The organism is Stenotrophomonas maltophilia, assembly GCF_006970445.1.
GTDB lineage: Bacteria > Pseudomonadota > Gammaproteobacteria > Xanthomonadales > Xanthomonadaceae > Stenotrophomonas > Stenotrophomonas maltophilia_AU.
In genome coordinates, this window is the sequence record NZ_CP033877.1 from 3,322,876 (window position 1) to 3,341,362 (window position 18,487).

Below are 18,487 nucleotides of genomic sequence, written 5' to 3' on the forward strand. Positions count from 1 at the left end.
CCGCCCGCCACACCGCTTCACACCCCCTCAGTCCAGCACTTTCCCGTGCCGCCAGTAGCCCATGAAGGTGATCGCACGGCGGTCCAGCCCGCAATCGCGCACCAGGTGGCGGCGGATCGCCATCACCGCCCCCGCTTCGCCCGCCACCCAGGCATACAGCGGCCCGGCCACGCGGGTATCGGCCTGCTCCCAGAGGATCTGCGTATCGACGTCGATCTCTTCCAGCGCATCGCCGGCAGCCACGCTCGAGGTCGCTGCCAGCCGTTCCTGGACTGCCTGCAGCAAGGGCTGCCCGTACGCCGCCTGCCCGCGCGGCAACCAGACCAGCTCGGCCGTGGGCGGCGCCTTCAGGGGAACCGCATCACCGGCCTGCGCCACTTCCAGCAGGGCCAGCGTGCGCGGCGGATCCACCATGGCCGCCAGTTCCTCCAGGATCCCGGCCACTGCCGGCAGCGCGGTCTCGTCAGCCACCAGCAGCACCTGGCCAACACCGGTCGGCGGCTTCCATTCCCAGCCCTCGCTGCTGCCGGCGCAATCGGCATCCGGGGCCAGCAGCACCACGCGGTCGCCCGGCCGGGCATGCATGGCCCAGCGCGAAGCGGGGCCGGTCACGCCGTGAATGACGAAATCGACATCGACCTCGCCCTGCTCCGCACGCAGCTGGCGGATGGTATAGGTGCGCATCGGCGGGCGCTGATCGTCCGGCAGGGCCCGATAGCGTGGGTACCAGTCGTCACCGCTGGGGACCTGCGGCACCTCCTGGCCGGGCAAGGGGAAGAACACCTTGATGCGCTGGTCCGGGCCTTCGGTTTTCATCCGCGCCACGTCGGCACCGGTGAACACCATGCGGTCCAGGGAAGGGGAAAGAACGCGGCGCTCCTTCAGCGCCACCTCGAACAGGCGGTAGGTCTGCTGCGCAGCCATGGGGGAACCTCATGCAACGACATCGGATTGGCTGGCTGTCGTGCACCCACGCACCGGCTGGCTGGAGTGCCCAGCCTAGTCCGGTGATTTCCCGTCGCAAGCGTTGCGGGCGCCACGGCCCGCCCTACCCCTGCGCGCTGCTCAGTGACCCGTGCAGGCCGCCTGCGCCGCGCGTTCGCGCTGGTGTTCCCAGTACCAGAACACGAAGCCGGCGCCGAAGAACGCCGCCTGGCCCAGGGCCAGGTGCAGCGGGCTGGCGCTCAGCAGCGGCGACACCACGCCGGCCACTACGGTGCTGATCATCAGCTGCACGAAGGCCTGCAGCGACGAGGCCAGGCCGCGCTGGTGCGGGTACATGTCCAGCACCGCCAGCGCCAGGATCGGGAAGATCAGCGCCATGCCCATGCCGCCCAGGAAGATCGGCAGCACTGCCCACGGCAGCACGAACTGCGGCGACAGCGCCACGTAGCCGACGTTCAGCAGCACCGACAACGCGCACAGGCCGAACCCAATGGACACCTGGCGGGTGGGCGTGGTGTGCCCAGCCATGCGCCCGGACAGGAACGAGCCGGTGGTCATGCCACCGATGGTGGGAATGAACAGCCACGCAAAGCCGCCCTCGCCCAGGTGCAGGTGCTGCATCACGAACACCGGCGCCGAGGAGATGTACAGGAAGATGCCACCGAAACCGATGCTGCCGGCCAGCGCCAGGCGCAGGAAACGCGGGTTGAAGCCGATGCGCACGTAATCACGCATCAACGTTCGCGGCGACAACGGCACGCGTGCTTCGACCGGATGGGTCTCCGGCAGGTAGCGCGCAGTGGCCGCCAGCAGGACCAGGCCGAACACCACCAGGAACCAGAAGATCAGCGGCCAGCCGGCGCCACTGAGCAGGATCCAGCCACCGATGATCGGCGCGATGGCCGGGGCGATACCGAACAGCATCGACACCTGGCTCATCAGCCGCTGCGCGTCGTGGCCGTGGTACAGGTCGCGGATCACCGCGCGGCCGACGATCATGCCGACACCCGCCGACAGGCCCTGCAGCGCACGGAACGCCAGCAGCGTGGTCAGGTCGGTGGACAGCGCGCAGCCAACCGAAGCGCCCACGAACACCACCAGGCCACCGAGGATCACCCACTTGCGGCCCCAGGCGTCGGACAGCGGCCCGTGCGCCAGGCTCATCAGGCCGTAGAACAGCAGGTACACGCTGATGGTCTGCTGCACCGCCACCTCGTCCACCGCCAGGCGCTGGGCCAGCTGCGGGAAGGCCGGGAAGATGGTGTCGATCGAGAACGGGCCGAACATGGCCAGGCCGGCAAGCAGCAGGGCCATGCGGCGGGTGGAGGGAGCAACAGCGGCGGTCATGGGGAAGGCGTCCGGCAAGGCCATGCGTGGCACGCACGGCGGGCGCCGGTCCCCTTGCAGCAGGGACGGCGCCAGATGAATTCGGGTATCCGCCCATCATAGGTGGGGAATGCGCCCGATGCCATGCAGCGGTGCACAAAACGCACGGCCGGGCCATCGGCCATTCAGGCGCGGCGGGCGGGCCCGGAGTCGGCCGGCGCGCCCGCAACGGGCTATAATCGGCGGGCAACACGGTGGGAGAAGCGGAACACCGCTGCCGAAGGCGCAACGCCCGTAATCGCTCAGGCCCGATACCACCCGTAACAGAACTCTGGAGAGACCGGTTCGATCCGGCGCCGAAGGGGCACGAAGCCGCGGTTTTCCGCGCTTCCAAACTCTCAGGCAAAAGGACAGAGGGGCGCCCCGCAGACCGCCGACCGGCGGCTTGTGCCCGTGCGTGTGCCCTTTCCTGACGGATCCTTCGCCATGTCCCAGAACACCCCTTCCCTGCGTGAGCTCGAGCATCATTCCGCGTTCGTCGAGCGCCACATCGGCCCCAACGATGCCGAGATCGCGCAGATGCTCGACGTCGTCGGCCACGCGTCGCTGGATGCGATGACCGATGCCATCGTGCCGGCCAAGATCAAGTCGCCGGCGCCGCTGGCGCTGCCGGAATCGATGACCGAAGTGCAGGCACTGGCCAAGATCCGTGCGATCGCCGACAAGAACACCGTGCTGCGCAGCTTCATCGGCCAGGGCTACTACGGCACCCACACGCCGAACGTGATCCTGCGCAACATCCTGGAAAACCCGGCCTGGTACACCGCCTATACCCCGTACCAGGCGGAAATCTCGCAGGGCCGCATGGAAGCGCTGATCAACTTCCAGACCCTGTGCGCCGACCTCACCGGCATGGAAATCGCCAACGCCTCGCTGCTGGACGAAGCCACTGCCGCCGCTGAAGCGATGACCCTGGCCAAGCGTTCGGCCAAGTCGAAGTCGGACACCTTCTTCGTGCACGACGCCGTGCACCCGCAGACGCTGGAACTGCTGCGCACCCGCGCCGAGCCCATGGGCATCGTGCTGCGCGTCGGTACCCCGGCCGAAGCACTGGAAGCGGAAGCCTTCGGCCTGCTGCTGCAGTACCCGGATACCTTCGGCCAGGTCGGCGACTACAAGGCGCTGGTCGATGCCGTGCACGCACGTGGCGGCCTGGTGGCCGTGGCCACCGACCTGCTGGCACTGACCCTGCTGGCCGCCCCGGGCGAATGGGGCGCGGACATCGTGGTCGGCAACAGCCAGCGTTTCGGCGTGCCGTTCGGCTTCGGTGGCCCGCACGCTGCCTTCATGGCCTGCCGTGACGCCTACAAGCGCTCGATGCCGGGCCGCCTGATCGGTGTCTCGATCGATGCCCAGGGCAACCCGGCCTACCGCCTGACCCTGCAGACCCGCGAGCAGCACATCCGCCGCGAGAAGGCTACCTCCAACATCTGTACCGCGCAGGTGCTGCTGGCGGTGATGGCCTCGATGTATGCCGTCTACCACGGCCCGGAAGGCCTGACCCGCATCGCCCGTCGCACCCACCGCCTGGCCTCGATCCTGGCCGCCGCGCTGGGCAAGGCCGGCGTGCAGGTCGGTGGCGACTTCTTCGACACCCTGCATGTCACCGGCGTGCACGCCGATGAGATCCACGCCAAGGCCCGTGCCGCCGGTTACAACCTGCGCGCGATCGACAGCGACTCGGTCGGCATCAGCCTGGACGAAACCGCCACCCGTGCCGACGTGGTCGCGCTGGCCGCCGTGTTCGGCGCGCAGGCCGACGTCGAGGCGCTGGACGCCAGCACCGCCGATGCGCTGCCGGCCGGCCTGCTGCGCCAGTCCGCGTTCCTGACCCATCCGGTGTTCAACACCCACCACAGCGAGCACGAACTGCTGCGCTACCTGCGTTCGCTGGCCGACAAGGACCTGGCGATGGACCGCACGATGATCCCGCTGGGCTCGTGCACGATGAAGCTCAACGCCACCGCCGAGATGATCCCGGTGACCTGGCCGGAGTTCTCGCAGATCCATCCGCTGGTACCGGCCGACCAGGCGCTGGGCTACAAGGAACTGATCGACACGCTGGAAGCGATGCTGGTCGAATGCACCGGCTACGACGCGGTCAGCCTGCAGCCGAACTCCGGCGCGCAGGGCGAGTACGCCGGCCTGCTGGCGATCCGTGCCTACCACCGTTCGCGCGGCGAAGACCATCGCGACATCTGCCTGATCCCGGACTCGGCGCACGGCACCAACCCGGCCTCGGCGCAGATGTGCGGCATGAAGGTGGTGGTGACCAAGACCGATGCCAACGGCAACGTCGATGTCGAGGACATCCGCCTCAACGCCGAGAAGTACAGCGACCGCCTGGCCGCGATCATGATGACCTACCCGTCCACGCACGGCGTGTTCGAGGAAGAGGTGGTCGAGATCTGCGAGATCATCCACAAGCACGGCGGCCAGGTGTACACCGACGGCGCCAACATGAACGCCCTGGTCGGCGTGGCCAAGCCGGGCAAGTGGGGTTCGGACGTTTCGCACCTGAACCTGCACAAGACCTTCTGCATCCCGCACGGCGGTGGCGGCCCGGGCGTTGGTCCGTGCGCGGTCAAGGAGCACCTGGCCCCGTTCCTGCCAGGCAAGCTGGGTGACCACGGCCCGGTTGGCATGGTCAGCGCGGCCAGCTTCGGCAGCGCCTCGATCCTGCCGATCAGCTGGATGTACATCGCGATGATGGGCACCGAAGGCCTGCGCAAGGCCACCCAGGTCGCGCAGCTCAACGCCAACTACATCGCCAAGCGCCTGGCCCCGCACTTCAAGACGCTTTACACCGGCCGCAACGGCCTGGTGGCGCATGAGTGCATCCTCGACGTGCGCCCGCTGGAGAAGACCAGCGGCATCGGCGCCGAGGACGTGGCCAAGCGCCTGATCGACTTCGGCTTCCACGCTCCGACCCTGAGCTTCCCGGTGGCGGGCACGCTGATGGTCGAGCCGACCGAGAGCGAATCGCTGCACGAGCTGGACCGCTTCATCGACGCGATGATCCAGATCCGCGAAGAGATCACCGCGATCGAAGACGGCCGCCTGGACCGCGAGGACAACCCGCTGAAGAACGCGCCGCACACCGCCACCGCGGTGACCGCCAGCGAGTGGACCCACGCCTACCCGCGCGAACTGGCCGCCTTCCCGCTGGCCAGCCTGAAGCAGAGCAAGTACTGGCCGCCGGTGGCACGCGTCGACAATGTGTACGGCGACAAGAACGTGATGTGCGCCTGCATCCCGGTCGATGCCTACAAGGATGATGAAGTCGAGGCTTGATTCCTCACTGCATCGGTAAAGAAAACGGCCCGCGCAAGCGGGCCGTTTTCATGAGGGCGTGTGGACCAAGGTCCACACCCACCCACATCCGATCACGGGTCCGGCATCTGCCCCAGGCTCAACTGCCACGATACGCCGAAGCGGTCCTGCACCCAGCCGTAGCGGTTGCTGAAGTCATAGTCGCCCACCGGCATCAACCAATGGCCGCCCTCGCCCAGCACGCGTGCGGCACGTTCGAACTGCTCGGCGCCGGAACACTCGACGAACAGCGAGATCGACGGTGAGAAGGTGAAATCGTGCACGTCCAGGCTGTCGAAGCACAGGTAGTGGGTGCCACCGAGCAGGAAGATGGCCTGGCGGACCTGCCCGGGCACGCCGGCGCCGGCGCCCTCGGGGTGGCGTTGCAGGGCCAGCAGGCGGAAATCGGCAAAGGCTTCGGCGTACAGGGCCAGCGCGGCCTCGGCCTGGCCGGTGAACATCAGGAAGGGACGGCTGCGCAGCATGCGGTACTCCTGTTCGACGGGCCGATGACGGCCCACCGGATCAGGATGGCACGGCGGATGTGCAGCCCCCGTGGTAGTGCCGGCCGCTGGCCGGCAGCTTCAGTCAGGCCTCGCGCATGCGCCGTGCGATGGCGCTGCCGGCGGCGATCGTAGCGGTCAGCGCCACCATCGACAGGAACTGCAGGCGGGTATGCGATTCACTCAGCAGCAGGCCGAAGATCAACGCCAGGATCGCCAGTGCGCAGCAGGTCAGCCACGGGAAACCGGCCATGCGGAACGGCAGGCGGGTGCCCAGGCGATCCGCGCGCCGGCGCAGCACCAGCTGCGAGACCAGCGACAGCGTCCACACCAGCAGGCAGGTGGAACCGACGATGTTCAGCAGCACCGGCAGCACCCGATCCGGGAACAGCAGCTCCATCACCGTGGCAGCGAAGCCGAACAGTACGCTGGCCAGTACGGCGACCACCGGCACCTGGCGAGGGTCGGTCCAGCCGAGCACGGCCGGGGCTTCGCGGCGCTGCGCCAGCGAATACATCATGCGCGAGGCGCCGTAGAGGTTGGCGTTGAGCGCCGACAGCAACGCGATCACCGCGATCAGGGTGATGGCGGTACCGGCGCCCGGAATGCGCGCAATGTCCAGCACAGCCGCGAACGGCGACTTCAGTGCCTCGCTGGTCCAGGGCACCACGGCGATGATCACGCTCAGCGAGCCGATGTAGAACACCAGGATGCGCCAGGCCACAGTGCGGATGGCACGGGCGATGCTGCGCTCCGGATCTTCGGTCTCGGCCGCCGCAACGGCCACGATCTCGGTGCCGCCGAAGGCAAAAACGACAACCAGCAGCGCCGCACCGATCCCGGCCAGGCCCTTCGGTGCGAAGCCACCATGTTCGGTGAAGTTGCTCAGGCCCGGCGAGGTCACCTGCGGCAGCCACCCCATCAGCAGCGCCACGCCGATGGCGATGAAGGCCAGGATTGCCGCCACCTTGAGGATGGCGAACCAGAATTCGAACTCGCCGAAATTCTTCACCCCGAGCAGGTTGATCGCGGTGAAGAACAGCATGAACGCCAACGCTGCCATCGGTACCGGCACCGCCGGCCAGACCGTCGCCAGCAGCCCGGCCGCGCCCACCGCCTCGGCAGCGATCACGATCACCAGCTGCACCCACCACAACCAGCCGACCGTGGCGCCGGCGGTGGCGCCCATGGCATCGGCGGCGTACACCGAGAACGCGCCGCTGGTCGGTTTGGCCGCCGCCATCTCGCCCAGTGCGTTCATCACGATGATCACCAGCGCGCCGGCCACCAGATACGACACCAGTACCGCCGGACCGGCTGCCTGCACACCCACGCCCGAGCCCAGGAACAGGCCGGCGCCGATGGCGCTGCCCAGGCCCATCATGATCAGCTGGCGGGGCTTGAGCGAATGTCCGAGGCGGGACGGCGAAGCGGTCGGAATCGAGTTGGGCATCGGCAGGGCTGGCGGCGGGCTACAGGGGCGACACCTTACCCTGTCCCATGCCCGCGGGGATAGGCACAGCGCAGCAGGCGGCTCAGGCCAGCGCCGGCTCGCCGACACTGCCGCCAATGCGGGCGCGGTAGGCGCGCGGCGAGAAACCGGTTTCAGCCTTGAACTTGCGGGTGAAGGCGCTCTGGTCGCTGAAACCGCAGGCCTGGCCGATGCAGGCGATGCTGTCGTCGCCATGCAGCAGGTGCATGGCCATCTGGATCCGCAGCCGGGTCAGCACCTGCTGCGGGGTCATCTGGAACACCTTGCGGAAACTGCGTTCCAGCTTGGACAGCGAGAAGCCGGTGATGTCCAGCAGGGTCTGCATGCGCACGTTCTCGGCGTAGTGCGCGTTGAGGTGGGCCAGGGCCAGCCGCAGCTGCTCGTACTGGGCGCCCAGGCTGTCCTTCTGGCCAAGATCGCGGGAAATGCCGATCAGTCCCTCGATGGCCCCATCGACCACCAACGGGCGCTTGCAGGTCAGGCACCAGCCCGGTTCGCGGTTGGCGAACAGGTGCAGCTCCATCAGGTTCTCGATCACCTCGCCGGACAGCACGCGGGCGTCCTGATCGACATAGTCCGCACTGAGGCCGGTCGGGTAGATCTCGGCCGCGGTACGCCCGATCACGTCCTTGCGCGCGCGCAGGCCCAGCCGCCGCAGCATGGTCTGGTTGACGTGGGTGTAACGCCCCTGAAGATCCTTGATGAAGAACAGCACATCCGGGATGGCGTCGAACAGGGCTTCGATGTCGGCGGGCTCGACTCGCATGGGGCAAGCATAGCCGAGGCGCCCTTGCCGGTGCGATCACCCTTGCGGGACTTGCGCTTAACGCCGCCAGGCCCACCGTGGGGACCCGCCCCACCGGAGAACCGGCCATGCCCCGTGGTGACAAGTCCGCCTATACCGAAAAGCAGAAGCGCCAGGCCGAGCACATCGAGGACAGCGAGCGCGAGCGCGGTGCCAGCGAAAGCACCGCCGAGCGCATCGCGTGGGCGACCGTGAACAAGCAGGACGGTGGCGGCAAGCGCAGTGGCAGTGGGCGCAAAGAAGCGAAAACAGTGACGAAGAAGGCATTCACGAAGAAGGCCAGCTCCCCTGCCACGCGCGGCGCCTGAGAAAAGAAAGTGACCCGTACCGAAGCAGCCAGGAAGACCGCACACAAGACTGCAGCGAAACAAGCAGCACGCACACACTTGAGGAAATGACTCAGCGGGCTCCTGTCGCTCTGCCCACTGGCTTTGATCGTACCGGCACCACCATTGCCTACCCCCTGCGCAGCGCAGAAGCCTGCCAACATTGCGCATGCGCAGGGTCTCCGGCCGACTGCACAGCGGCTACAGCAGCCCCACCGATACGAGCAGCACTATCACCGCCAGATCACTGCAATGAGAAATCAACGGCCTCGTCACCCAACCCGTTAATCAGGGCAGGCTACGCAGATACTTGATGACCTGAACCAGGCGGCCGATACCCCACACAAGTGCGCCACAGAAGGACAGTGCGAAGCCGACTGAAAGCAGCCAGCGGCGCCCATCATCGAGGCCGAAAATGCTGGCGAGGAGCAACGGAAATCCGATGCCCATGAGCACCAGCCCAGCCTTTAGATACGCGTTGACGAACCCGAAGTTCCTTCGCACGTCCGTTCTCCTTGTGGATCGCTTGCTGTTCCGACGCGGCCGCGCAGGCGGCCGCGTTGATCAGAACACAGCACGTCGCTCGGCTCAAGCGACGCGACGCGCCTCGGGGACACCGCTACTGCCTTCCACCTTGAACACCGACACCGACGTGGTGAGTGCATGCGCCTGTTCTTCCAGCGCGCGACTGGCCGCGGTGGCTTCTTCCACCAGCGCGGCGTTCTGCTGGGTCACCTGGTCCATCTGCACCACCACCTGGTTGACCTGCTCGATGCCGGCGGCCTGTTCCTTGCTGGCCGCTGCGATGTCGCTCATCAGCTGGGTGGTGCGCGAGCTGGCCTGGGCCACGCGCGCGATCGCAGCTTCGGATTCAACGGTCACTGCCAGGCCACTCTTCACCTTGGCAGCGGCGTCTTCGATCAGCTCCTTGATCTCCTTGGCGGCGACGCCGGCGCGCTGCGCGAGCGTGCGCACTTCGCTGGCGACCACGGCAAAACCGCGGCCCTGCTCGCCTGCGCGTGCGGCTTCCACCGCCGCGTTCAGCGCCAGGATGTTGGTCTGGAACGCGATGCCGTCGATCACCGTGGAGATCTCCGAGATGCGTGCCGACGACTGATCGATCTCACCCATGACCGACGCCATCTGTGCCATCGCCTGCTCGGTCTCGCGCACCGCAGCGCCAGCCGCATGCGCTTCGCTGTCGGCCTGACGCGCCAGCTCGGCGTTCTGGCGCACGGTGGAGGTCAGTTCCTCCATCGATGCGGCGGCTTCTTCCAGGTTGGCCGCCTGCTGCTCGGTGCGGCGCGACAGGTCGTTGTTACCGGCCGCCAGTTCCTGCGCCGCGTTGTTGATGCTGTCGGCAGCCACCTGGATGCCCTGCACGATGCCGGTCAGCTGCGCGGTGGTGGTGTTCGCGTCGTCGCGCATACGGGCGAACACGCCGTCGTACTCGCCGTCCATACGTGCAGTCAGATCACCGTGCGAGATCGCGCGCAGCACGTCGGAAACATCGGCGATGCTGGCCTGCGAACTGGCCATCATGCCGTTGAGGTGCTCGACCATCGCCTTGAACTGGTACTGGAACGCTGCGGCATCGCCACGCATGCTGAAATCACCGGCGCGCGCGGCACGGGCCAGTTCATCGATCTGCGCGTTGATCGCCATCAGGCTCTGCTTCACCGCGGCCAGGGTACGGGTCAGCGTGCCCTTCTCGCCCGGGTAGTCCGGCAGGTCGCGGCTGAGGTCACCGATGGCGTAGCGCTGCATCACCTCGGCCATCAGCAGTTCCACTTCCACGTGCGATTCGACCAGGCTGTTGGTCGCCTGCACCATGCGGCCGAAATCACCGGGGAAGGCACTGGCGTCCATGCGATAGCGGATTGCGCCGGCCTCATGCTGCTCGGCCATCTGCAGCTGTGCGCCGATCGCCGCCTGCACGCTCTGCCGGACGCTGGCCATCGCCTCGCCCAGCTGGGTCAGTTCGTCACGGCCGCCAAGGCGGAACTCCTGGTCCAGCTGGCCCTTGGACAGGCGTTCGGCCAGGTTCACCGCGCGGGCCAGCGGACCGGTCAGGCTGCGGCCGATCATCACCGAGGCACCGATGCCCACCAGCAGCGCGACGCCGCCCAGCACCAGCAACTGCAGCAGGCTGCGCTCACCCAGGCGGATCGCCTCGGCGGCCGCGTCGCGGCTTTCCTTCTCTTCGAAGTCCACGCCATCGGACAGCGCCTTGTTCCAGCCATTGGCCGCTTCCTGCACCGGGCCCAGGGTCAGCGCCACGGCGCCCGGGTAGTCGCCCTGCTCCATCAGTTCGCTGGTCTGCTTGTTGAGCGGGCGCGCGATGGCACGCTTGGCTGCGATGGTTTCCGCAATGGCCTTGCCCTCGGCGTCGCTGGGCAGCGCCTGGTAGGCGGTCCAACTGGCCTCATAGCGCTTGACCAGATCGGCGATGCGCTTCTCGTCGCTGCCGCGGTCTTCGCCCTGGCGGATCAGCATCTCGCGCCGCACCACCATCATCTGGTTGTTGGCATCGAGCATCTGCGACAGCAGGCGCACCTTGGCCACGCTGACGTCGACCACCTGCTGCATCGCGCGCTTCTGCACGACACTGGCGGTGGCGCCGGTGGCCACTACGGCGGCGACCAGCAGCAGCAACAGGCCAAAGCCCAGCCCAAGACGCCAGGCAACCCTGACGTTCCTCAAGTAGTTCATGGGGGTATCCAAAACGGGGGGATGTGGCCTTATCGGCCGCGAGACCCAGCATCTTGATAGCGAATGGCGATGCGGGCTGGGGTGGGTTCAGACAGGTGACGAATTTCGCCAGGGAGTGCAGTGGCATTCAGCTTTATCTGCGTCTGTCTCTCAGGCATGCTTCCCAACTTCCTGAATATGGATGTTTCCATGAACTTCATGCCTCTTGCACCGTGGCCACTGACCAAGCAGACCAATGGCTTGATTGCCACCGACAAGGCCTCCCTTGCCAAGCTTTGGAATGACATCGATGAGGCAACGGAACCGGGGCTTTCCGGCTCCATCGGCTGCTACATTTTTTCGATCCGCGCCGGCAAGGGTTCCCTGCCATGGTATGTGGGAATGGCAGAGAAGCAGTCGTTTCGAAAGGAGTGCTTCACTCCGCACAAAATAAATCACTACAACAATGCGATCGCGAGCCGGCGGGGAACACCTGAAATCACGTTGATTCCCAAGTACACCAAAGGTGAAAAGCTGGTCAATCCGACCGGGAACACGCACCGTGATATCCAACAGCTGGAGGCGATGCTCATTGGCAACTGCCTTACCCGAAATCGCGGCCTTCTCAATCTTCGCGACACCAAGCTTCTGAGGGAAATGATCGTCCCTGGGCTTCTCAACTCGCCTTCCGGAAATCCCGGTAGCAGTGTCAGATCATTCAAAAGATTGATTGGCGTCTGACCACAGCGTTACAGCCTGTGCATGAGCGATGTTCATCACGCCATCAACCTGCTTTCACGGACCGGCGGCGAGGACATCAGGCAAGGTGAGGGCGCTAGCCACTGGAGCCATGTATGCCGGCATTCCGCCCTTCCTTGCTTGTGCTGTTGCTGTTTGCATCCCCCGCGTTCGCCCAGGCTACACCGTCCGACCTACCCGCACCGATCGCTGAGAAAGCCGGGCCGGATGTGGCCCCGCGCTCCGCCCTGCACGCCCAGGTGCTGCTGGATCGCGCGAATTTCTCCCCTGGCCAGATCGATGGCGAGGTGGGCAGCAACCAGCGACGCGCGGTGTCGGGTTTTCAGGCGGTGCAAGGGCTGACCGTGACCGGCGAACTGGATGACGCTACCTGGAAGGCTCTGCAGGCCGATACGATCGCGCCGCTGGCCAGCTATACCCTGACTGCTGAGGATGTTGCCGGTCCGTTCCAGGCCACACCGAAAGGGCCCGCCGCCCAGGCCAAGCTGAAATCGCTGGGCTACGGAAGTGTGGAGGAAGCCCTGGGCGAGCGCTTCCATGCCTCGCCAGAGTTGCTGAAGGTACTCAATCCGGGCGTAGATCTGAGCAAGGCAGGCGGCCGCATCCAGGTACCCAACATCGCACCGGCCGCATTGCCGAAGGCGGCGAAGATCGTGGTCGACAAATCCGACTCCACCCTGCAGTTGCTGGATGCGCAGGGCAAGGTGATCGCACAGGTGCCGGTCTCGTCCGGCAGCCAGCACGATCCGCTGCCGATCGGCGAATGGAAGATTCTGGGCGTGTACCGCGACCCGCCGTTCCACTACAACCCGAAGCTGTTCTGGGATGCCCGCAAGGGCGAAAAGAAGGCCACCCTGCCACCGGGCCCGAACAATCCGGTCGGGCGGGTCTGGATCGACCTGTCCAAGCCGCATTACGGCCTGCATGGCACGCCTGAACCCGGCCACGTGGGCAAGACCGAATCGCATGGCTGCGTGCGCATGACCAACTGGGACGCGCTGCGCGTGGCCGATGCCGTGGATACCTCCGTCCCCGTGGTGATGCAGGAGTGAGCCGATGCGTCTTTCGCAACTGATCGTGCTGGGTGTTCTGCTGGGGCTGGGTGCAGGTTGGTGGCTGCACCGCGGTGTGGGTGAGCCGGTGGCCGCCTCGCTGCCGGCAGCGCCATCGACGGTAGCCACTGCGCCGGCGAAGGAATCTGTAGCACCACCCGCAACCGCGCCTCCCGTCATCGCCGCGCCGTCAGCCTCGCAGGCTGCGGCTGCACCGCCCGGCCTGCTGCTGCCGGTGCAGGGCATCCAGGCCTCTCAGCTGCGCGATACCTTCACCGATGCACGCAGCCAGGGCCGCGTGCACGATGCCATCGACATCATGGCCGATGCAGGTACGCCGGTACTCGCAGTGGCTGATGGCACGGTGGAGAAGCTGTTCGACAGCGAGCGCGGTGGCCTGACGATCTACCAGTTCGAGCCCAGTGGACGCTGGTGCTACTACTACGCGCATCTGCAGCGCTATGCCGATGGCCTGGCCGAGAAGCAGGTCATCAAGCGCGGGGAGGTGATCGGTTACGTGGGCAGCACCGGCAACGCCAGTGCCGACGCGCCGCATCTGCATTTCGAGGTGCATGTGCTGGGGCCGGAAAAACAGTGGTGGAAGGGAGAGTCGATCAATCCCTATCCCTTGCTGCATCCACGGTACGCGGGAGACTAGCTGCGACGTTGCCTCATGCCTGGACGCCCTGTTTCCCGCTGGAATCGGGTTCAGCATTCACCAGCCCTACGTGGCCTGGACAGCCCAGAATGCAGCAAAGAGAAGATTCTGGCATGTTTGCACGGCTGGATAACCAGCAATATGGAGATGGAAATCATGGACTCGCATGCCTGCCAACAAGGGCCAAAACGCCTCTCGAACTTCTGGCTTGCTCTTACCCTATTGATAGCTCCGCTCGGTGCCCAGGCGCAGATCCAGACGAACGCCAAATCTTCTTCCCCAATCATCGTTGCAGACTTTTCCAGCATGACCAATGGGCCACTGGCGGGAACCCAGATGGATGCCCCAATGTCCACGTTTACCGTCAATGGTCAACGGCTATGGATAAAGTCCGAGTGGAACTACCAAGCCGGAGGAATCAAGCATTCACTTCATCAAGGTTCGCTGGATGCGCCCTATGCTTCACTGAAATGGTCGAAGAACAGCTGTAACAGGGGAACAAACAACTTCTGCGTCAATGGCCCTGGCACTGCATTCACTGCATTCAACACCAGCGACACCATCGATGTGTGGTTTGTGAACGCCTATCAAGCAAATGAACAGGGAGAAATCCTTGCGTTCGTACATGAGGAGCGCGTAGGCGGATCCGGCGGTGTGGCAGGAAACCAAGAGGGGAAGACCAGAATAGGACTCGCATGGTCGAGTAATGGCGGAGAAAGCTGGACCTATCTGGGGCGAATACTCAGCGCTCATGGCGAGCCGCAACCGCACAACATACAGGGTCTTCCATACGTCACACGCGATGGTTACATCTACGTCTACTTCACCGACACGTCAGGCATAGCCATCGCACGCGCGCCAATCGCCGACGTCATTGCCGAGGCACGACAGGGCAACGCAGGTGCACAGTTGTGGAAGAAGTACTATGCAGGTGCATTCACTGAACCTGGACTGGGTGGAAATTCGAGCAGGATTGCTCCGTGGGGCATCACGCATTCGCAAGCAACCTACAGCACCCACACCGGGAAGTACTACATGGCGTTGACGTTCATGACCTGGGGCGGCCGAAACACCAACGTTGATCTCTACGAATCGCATGATGCAATCAACTGGAGCCCCTCACTCAGCATTGCCGACGAAACCGCATCCAATTCTCACCCGGTCAGCGGCTACCAATACTGCTCGATTGCGGACGCGGCAGGGCGCACCAACGCCATCTCCGGCCAGCACATATACATCTACTGCCTAAAGGACCCGGGCGTTGTGCCTCGGAACTTCGCTATCTACCGCTGGAAAGTCAATCTGGGCGTGTCCAAGGATACGTTTCGGCAATCGACCGATTTCTCATCATCGCAGGGGCCGTACTGGTGGTACCAGAAGGGAAGCGATGCAGGCATATTCGATCTGAACTGGATTAGTTCGTATTGGGGAAGCAGCACGGACTGGCCGCGTATCTGGCGGGATAGCATGCACCCGGCTCCGGTGGAGATTCCCGTATTGAAATGGGTCGCGCCCAAGGCGGGGACCGTGAGAATCGAAGGCACATTGCGCGACGCGGACATCACCTGCGGGGATGGGGTCAACGCATCGGTCGTACACAATGGCGAGCAGATCTATTCAACGGCCATCGACAACGGAGACACCGTCGGCAAGTCATTGAACATCGTTCGGCATGTCATTCCCGGCGACGGTATATTCTTCATGGTGGGAGCCAGAGCGAATCACTTCTGCGACAGCAGCCGTTGGGATCCATCTATTACTTACGAATAGAGTTGAGACAGGTCTTCGAGTCAATTTTCGACTCTACATAGGACTCTACTTAGGCAGATGAATTCGGCCGACCAGCTCCACTTGCTCGGTGAGTCTCCAATCTTGACATTGTCACGATTGAACACAGGTGTTGCGGCGCTGCCAGCGCCGCAACGCCAGAGTGAAGACAGCCAGCGCGGCCCCTGGAATCAGCAGGAACAGTGCCGCCATCTTCCAGAAGAAGAACGGCCACAGCCAGATGTAATCCAGGTCGGTCAGCTTCAGCAGGTCCAGCGGTGGCTGCAGCTCGATGTCTGCCGCGTGCCCGGCCAGGGCCGGGTCCACCTCCAGCACGGTTACCCGTAGCCATGAGCGGCCGCGTGGCAATGCGTCGCCGCGGCCGTAGCCAAAGTAGAACGCCGTGAGGCCGCTGGACTCAACCGAAGCCAGCGCGCGATTGATGCCCTCCCCGGCCACTCCCGAACGCTCCCCTGCACGGAAGTCTCCCTGATCGGTCGGAGTTTCGATGCGCAGCAGCACCTCGGGGTCAGCCTCCGTACCGTCCGCGGCATAGCGCAGGCGCAACCGCAGTTGGTCATCGATGAGGCGGTAGACGGTGATCTGGGCGGTTGCGCCAGGACTCAGCACCAGCGGCACCGTCTGCGTGCGCGAAGCCAGGGTATTGGCAGCCGCACCCAGCACCAGTACCAGGCAGGCGATGCCCCACAGGCTCCACAGCACCCACAGGGTGATCCGCACGACCGTCTCGCCCTTCACGCTGACATCCTGGTCATCGCGTCGCTTCCCCGCTGGCCCTGGCGACACAGTAACGAAAAAGCCCCGCTTGCGCGGGGCTTTTCCTTCAGCAGTACCAGGCATGGCCCAGCGCTACCGGTCACTCACTCAGGCGAACGGATCCTGCAGGACCATGGTGTGGTCGCGGTCCGGGCCGGTGGAGACGATGCTGATCGGGCAGCCGGCCAGCTCTTCCAGCGAACGCAGGTAGGCACGTGCGGCCGGCGGCAGGTCATCCCAGTTGGTGATGCCGTGGGTGTTCTCGCTCCAGCCCGGGAACTCCAGGTACACCGGGGTGCAGTCTTCCCAGCCCTGTGCGTCCAGCGGCGCGTACTCGGTACGCTTGCCGTTGTATTCATAGGCGATGCAGACCTTCAGCTTTTCCATGCCATCCAGCACGTCCAGCTTGGTGATGCACAGGCCGCTGATGCCGTTGATGGCCACGGCGCGCTTCAGCGCGACGATGTCCATCCAGCCGCAACGACGCGGACGGCCGGTCGAGGCACCGTACTCGGCGCCGCGGTCACGGATGCCCTGGCCGACTTCGTCGTCCAGCTCGGTCGGGAACGGGCCGCCGCCGACGCGGGTGGCGTAGGCCTTGGCGATACCCAGCACGTAGTCGATCGAATCGGCGCCGACGCCGGAACCGGCCAGCGCACCACCGACGGTGGTGTTGGAGCTGGTGACGTACGGGTAGGTGCCGTGGTCGATGTCCAGCAGCGCGCCCTGCGCACCTTCGAACAGCACGCGCTTACCCTGCTTGCGCAGGTCGTGCAGGATGCCGGCCACGTCGGACTTCATCGGCTGCACGTATTCGCCGAAGGCCAGCGCCTCGTCGAAGGTCTTCTGGAAATCGACCGCATCGGTGTTCAGATACTTGGTCAGCACGAAGTTGTGGTAATCCAGCGCGGTGCGCAGCAGTTCTTCCAGCTGCTTCGGGTAATGCAGGTCGGCGATGCGGATACCGCGACGCGCCACCTTGTCTTCGTAGGCCGGGCCGATGCCACGGCCGGTGGTGCCGATCGCCTTGCCACCGGCAGCGCGCTCGCGCGCCTGGTCCAGGGCGATGTGGTACGGCATGATCAGCGGCGCGGCCGGGGAGATCTTCAGGCGCGAACGCACTTCCACGCCGGAGGTTTCCAGCTCGGCGATTTCCTTCTGCAGCGCGGCCGGCGAGATCACCACGCCGTTGCCGATCAGGCACAGCGCGTCGTCACGCAGGATGCCCGACGGGATCAGGTGCAGGACGGTCTTCTTACCGTTGATGACCAGGGTGTGGCCGGCGTTGTGGCCGCCCTGGAAGCGCACGACGGCGCCGATTTCCTCAGTGAGCAGATCGACGATCTTGCCCTTGCCTTCATCGCCCCACTGGGCACCCAACACTACGACAGACTGACCCATGACGGGCTCCTCGATTTGTTGCGGCCATCGGGGCCGCGGACGGGTAAACCGTGGCGGGGCTGGCCAGCACCTGCAAGGCGGCTCCAAACGGGGAGCGGCCGGCGATGGAAGGCCCAGACACGGAAAAAGCCGAACGGGGAGGCCCGTCCGGCTTTTGTGCATTATCCGGGTTTCCGGGGTCCGCTGCCACCTTTCCGACGGACGGCTTCACCGGCCGGTCAGCCGCCCCGCCCGGTCGTGCCGGCCGCTGGCCGGCAATGCCAACCAAGGTTGGCATCTACCAGAGCCGGGCCACGCATGTACCGGCCAGTCAGGCGCCTCCCGGTAGTGCCGGCCGCTGGCCGGCAATCCCAGCTCGCCGGGCAGCGGCCGGCACTACCCTTCTAGTGGCGCACCCACCACAGCAGGCTCAGGCCGGCCAGCAGCACCAGTCCGCCGAAGCTGCGCAGGGCTGGGCTGGGCAGGTCCAGCAGGCGTTCGGCCATGCGCTTCCAGGCGAACGGCGCGACGAACAGGAACAGGCCTTCCAGCACCGCGACCAGGCAGACGGCGGCGAACAGATCTTTCATGGGGGGGACTCCGGAAAAAGCACGGGGCCCGGCGTCTGGCCGGG

The 18,487-nt window shown here is 65.3% G+C and carries 16 protein-coding genes and 1 riboswitch; of the genes, 6 read left to right on the plus strand and 10 right to left on the minus strand.

Annotated elements, in window-relative coordinates; all coding sequences use genetic code 11:
- Positions 1-27 precede the first annotated feature (27 nt).
- Both EGM71_RS15365 and EGM71_RS15370 read right to left on the minus strand, forming a co-directional pair.
- A complete protein-coding gene (locus tag EGM71_RS15365) occupies positions 28-924 on the minus strand; it encodes a siderophore-interacting protein (protein WP_188485578.1) in 897 nt (298 codons plus the stop codon).
- Positions 925-1,065: 141 nt separating this feature from the next.
- Positions 1,066-2,292: a multidrug effflux MFS transporter gene (locus EGM71_RS15370; protein ID WP_126928402.1), complete on the minus strand. Its 1,227-nt coding sequence runs from the start codon at positions 2,290-2,292 to the stop codon at positions 1,066-1,068.
- A gap of 300 nt (positions 2,293-2,592) precedes the next feature.
- A riboswitch (glycine riboswitch) is annotated at positions 2,593-2,695 on the plus strand.
- A gap of 62 nt (positions 2,696-2,757) precedes the next feature.
- On the opposite strand from EGM71_RS15370, the gene gcvP reads away from it, so the two are divergent.
- Entirely contained in the window at positions 2,758-5,625 is a 2,868-nt protein-coding gene (gcvP, locus tag EGM71_RS15375) for an aminomethyl-transferring glycine dehydrogenase (RefSeq protein WP_188485579.1), read from the plus strand.
- A 92-nt stretch (positions 5,626-5,717) separates the two neighbouring features.
- Here the strand turns inward: gcvP and EGM71_RS15380 are convergent, their stop codons facing one another.
- The 3 genes from EGM71_RS15380 to EGM71_RS15390 all read right to left on the minus strand — a co-directional run bounded on the left by EGM71_RS15380 (position 5,718) and on the right by EGM71_RS15390 (position 8,404).
- Positions 5,718-6,128: a VOC family protein gene (locus EGM71_RS15380; protein WP_005418291.1), complete on the minus strand. Its 411-nt coding sequence runs from the start codon at positions 6,126-6,128 to the stop codon at positions 5,718-5,720.
- 103 nt (positions 6,129-6,231) lie between these two features.
- Entirely contained in the window at positions 6,232-7,599 is a 1,368-nt protein-coding gene (locus tag EGM71_RS15385) for an amino acid permease (RefSeq protein ID WP_100440413.1), read from the minus strand.
- Between the two features lie 82 nt (positions 7,600-7,681).
- The gene (locus tag EGM71_RS15390) at positions 7,682-8,404 is read right to left on the minus strand and encodes a helix-turn-helix transcriptional regulator (protein ID WP_100440412.1); all 723 of its coding nucleotides are present in this window, start codon (positions 8,402-8,404) and stop codon (positions 7,682-7,684) included.
- Between the two features lie 107 nt (positions 8,405-8,511).
- On the opposite strand from EGM71_RS15390, the gene EGM71_RS15395 reads away from it, so the two are divergent.
- Positions 8,512-8,751, plus strand: a complete 240-nt coding sequence (locus tag EGM71_RS15395) for a hypothetical protein (protein ID WP_223224483.1) — start codon at positions 8,512-8,514, stop codon at positions 8,749-8,751.
- A 306-nt stretch (positions 8,752-9,057) separates the two neighbouring features.
- Here EGM71_RS15395 and EGM71_RS15400 read toward each other — a convergent pair whose 3' ends face one another.
- Positions 9,058-9,273 carry a hypothetical protein gene (locus EGM71_RS15400; RefSeq protein WP_188485580.1) on the minus strand — a complete coding sequence of 72 codons (216 nt, stop codon included), beginning with the start codon at positions 9,271-9,273 and terminating at the stop codon, positions 9,058-9,060.
- An 84-nt stretch (positions 9,274-9,357) separates the two neighbouring features.
- The gene (locus EGM71_RS15405; protein ID WP_188485581.1) at positions 9,358-11,481 is read right to left on the minus strand and encodes a methyl-accepting chemotaxis protein; all 2,124 of its coding nucleotides are present in this window, start codon (positions 11,479-11,481) and stop codon (positions 9,358-9,360) included.
- 189 nt (positions 11,482-11,670) lie between these two features.
- On the opposite strand from EGM71_RS15405, the gene EGM71_RS15410 reads away from it, so the two are divergent.
- The 4 genes from EGM71_RS15410 to EGM71_RS15425 all read left to right on the plus strand — a co-directional run bounded on the left by EGM71_RS15410 (position 11,671) and on the right by EGM71_RS15425 (position 15,699).
- Positions 11,671-12,201 carry a hypothetical protein gene (locus EGM71_RS15410; RefSeq protein WP_188485582.1) on the plus strand — a complete coding sequence of 177 codons (531 nt, stop codon included), beginning with the start codon at positions 11,671-11,673 and terminating at the stop codon, positions 12,199-12,201.
- Positions 12,202-12,314: 113 nt separating this feature from the next.
- Complete coding sequence (locus EGM71_RS15415) at positions 12,315-13,271, plus strand: L,D-transpeptidase family protein (protein WP_188485583.1); 957 nt, start codon at positions 12,315-12,317, stop codon at positions 13,269-13,271.
- 4 nt (positions 13,272-13,275) lie between these two features.
- Positions 13,276-13,929 (plus strand): M23 family metallopeptidase, encoded by a 654-nt coding sequence (locus EGM71_RS15420; RefSeq protein ID WP_188485584.1) that lies wholly within the window; start codon positions 13,276-13,278, stop codon positions 13,927-13,929.
- 141 nt (positions 13,930-14,070) lie between these two features.
- A complete protein-coding gene (locus tag EGM71_RS15425) occupies positions 14,071-15,699 on the plus strand; it encodes a hypothetical protein (RefSeq protein WP_188485585.1) in 1,629 nt (542 codons plus the stop codon).
- A 111-nt stretch (positions 15,700-15,810) separates the two neighbouring features.
- Here EGM71_RS15425 and EGM71_RS15430 read toward each other — a convergent pair whose 3' ends face one another.
- The 3 genes from EGM71_RS15430 to EGM71_RS15440 form a co-directional block, all read right to left on the minus strand.
- Positions 15,811-16,455: a hypothetical protein gene (locus EGM71_RS15430; RefSeq protein ID WP_188485586.1), complete on the minus strand. Its 645-nt coding sequence runs from the start codon at positions 16,453-16,455 to the stop codon at positions 15,811-15,813.
- A 126-nt stretch (positions 16,456-16,581) separates the two neighbouring features.
- Positions 16,582-17,874: an adenylosuccinate synthase gene (locus tag EGM71_RS15435; RefSeq protein WP_075676916.1), complete on the minus strand. Its 1,293-nt coding sequence runs from the start codon at positions 17,872-17,874 to the stop codon at positions 16,582-16,584.
- Positions 17,875-18,257: 383 nt separating this feature from the next.
- Positions 18,258-18,443, minus strand: a complete 186-nt coding sequence (locus tag EGM71_RS15440) for a DUF2065 domain-containing protein (RefSeq protein ID WP_005414170.1) — start codon at positions 18,441-18,443, stop codon at positions 18,258-18,260.
- Positions 18,444-18,487: the final 44 nt, after the last annotated feature.

Coding starts and splice junctions, on each gene's coding strand:
- EGM71_RS15405 (WP_188485581.1), bottom strand. CDS start 11,481: ATGAACTACTTGAGGAACGTCAGGGTTGCCTGGCGTCTTGGGCTGGGC.
- EGM71_RS15440 (WP_005414170.1), bottom strand. CDS start 18,443: ATGAAAGATCTGTTCGCCGCCGTCTGCCTGGTCGCGGTGCTGGAAGGC.
- EGM71_RS15370 (WP_126928402.1), bottom strand. CDS start 2,292: ATGACCGCCGCTGTTGCTCCCTCCACCCGCCGCATGGCCCTGCTGCTT.
- EGM71_RS15420 (WP_188485584.1), top strand. CDS start 13,276: ATGCGTCTTTCGCAACTGATCGTGCTGGGTGTTCTGCTGGGGCTGGGT.
- EGM71_RS15365 (WP_188485578.1), bottom strand. CDS start 924: ATGGCTGCGCAGCAGACCTACCGCCTGTTCGAGGTGGCGCTGAAGGAG.
- gcvP (WP_188485579.1), top strand. CDS start 2,758: ATGTCCCAGAACACCCCTTCCCTGCGTGAGCTCGAGCATCATTCCGCG.
- EGM71_RS15380 (WP_005418291.1), bottom strand. CDS start 6,128: ATGCTGCGCAGCCGTCCCTTCCTGATGTTCACCGGCCAGGCCGAGGCC.
- EGM71_RS15385 (WP_100440413.1), bottom strand. CDS start 7,599: ATGCCCAACTCGATTCCGACCGCTTCGCCGTCCCGCCTCGGACATTCG.
- EGM71_RS15425 (WP_188485585.1), top strand. CDS start 14,071: ATGGAGATGGAAATCATGGACTCGCATGCCTGCCAACAAGGGCCAAAA.
- EGM71_RS15395 (WP_223224483.1), top strand. CDS start 8,512: ATGCCCCGTGGTGACAAGTCCGCCTATACCGAAAAGCAGAAGCGCCAG.
- EGM71_RS15390 (WP_100440412.1), bottom strand. CDS start 8,404: ATGCGAGTCGAGCCCGCCGACATCGAAGCCCTGTTCGACGCCATCCCG.
- EGM71_RS15410 (WP_188485582.1), top strand. CDS start 11,671: ATGAACTTCATGCCTCTTGCACCGTGGCCACTGACCAAGCAGACCAAT.
- EGM71_RS15435 (WP_075676916.1), bottom strand. CDS start 17,874: ATGGGTCAGTCTGTCGTAGTGTTGGGTGCCCAGTGGGGCGATGAAGGC.
- EGM71_RS15415 (WP_188485583.1), top strand. CDS start 12,315: ATGCCGGCATTCCGCCCTTCCTTGCTTGTGCTGTTGCTGTTTGCATCC.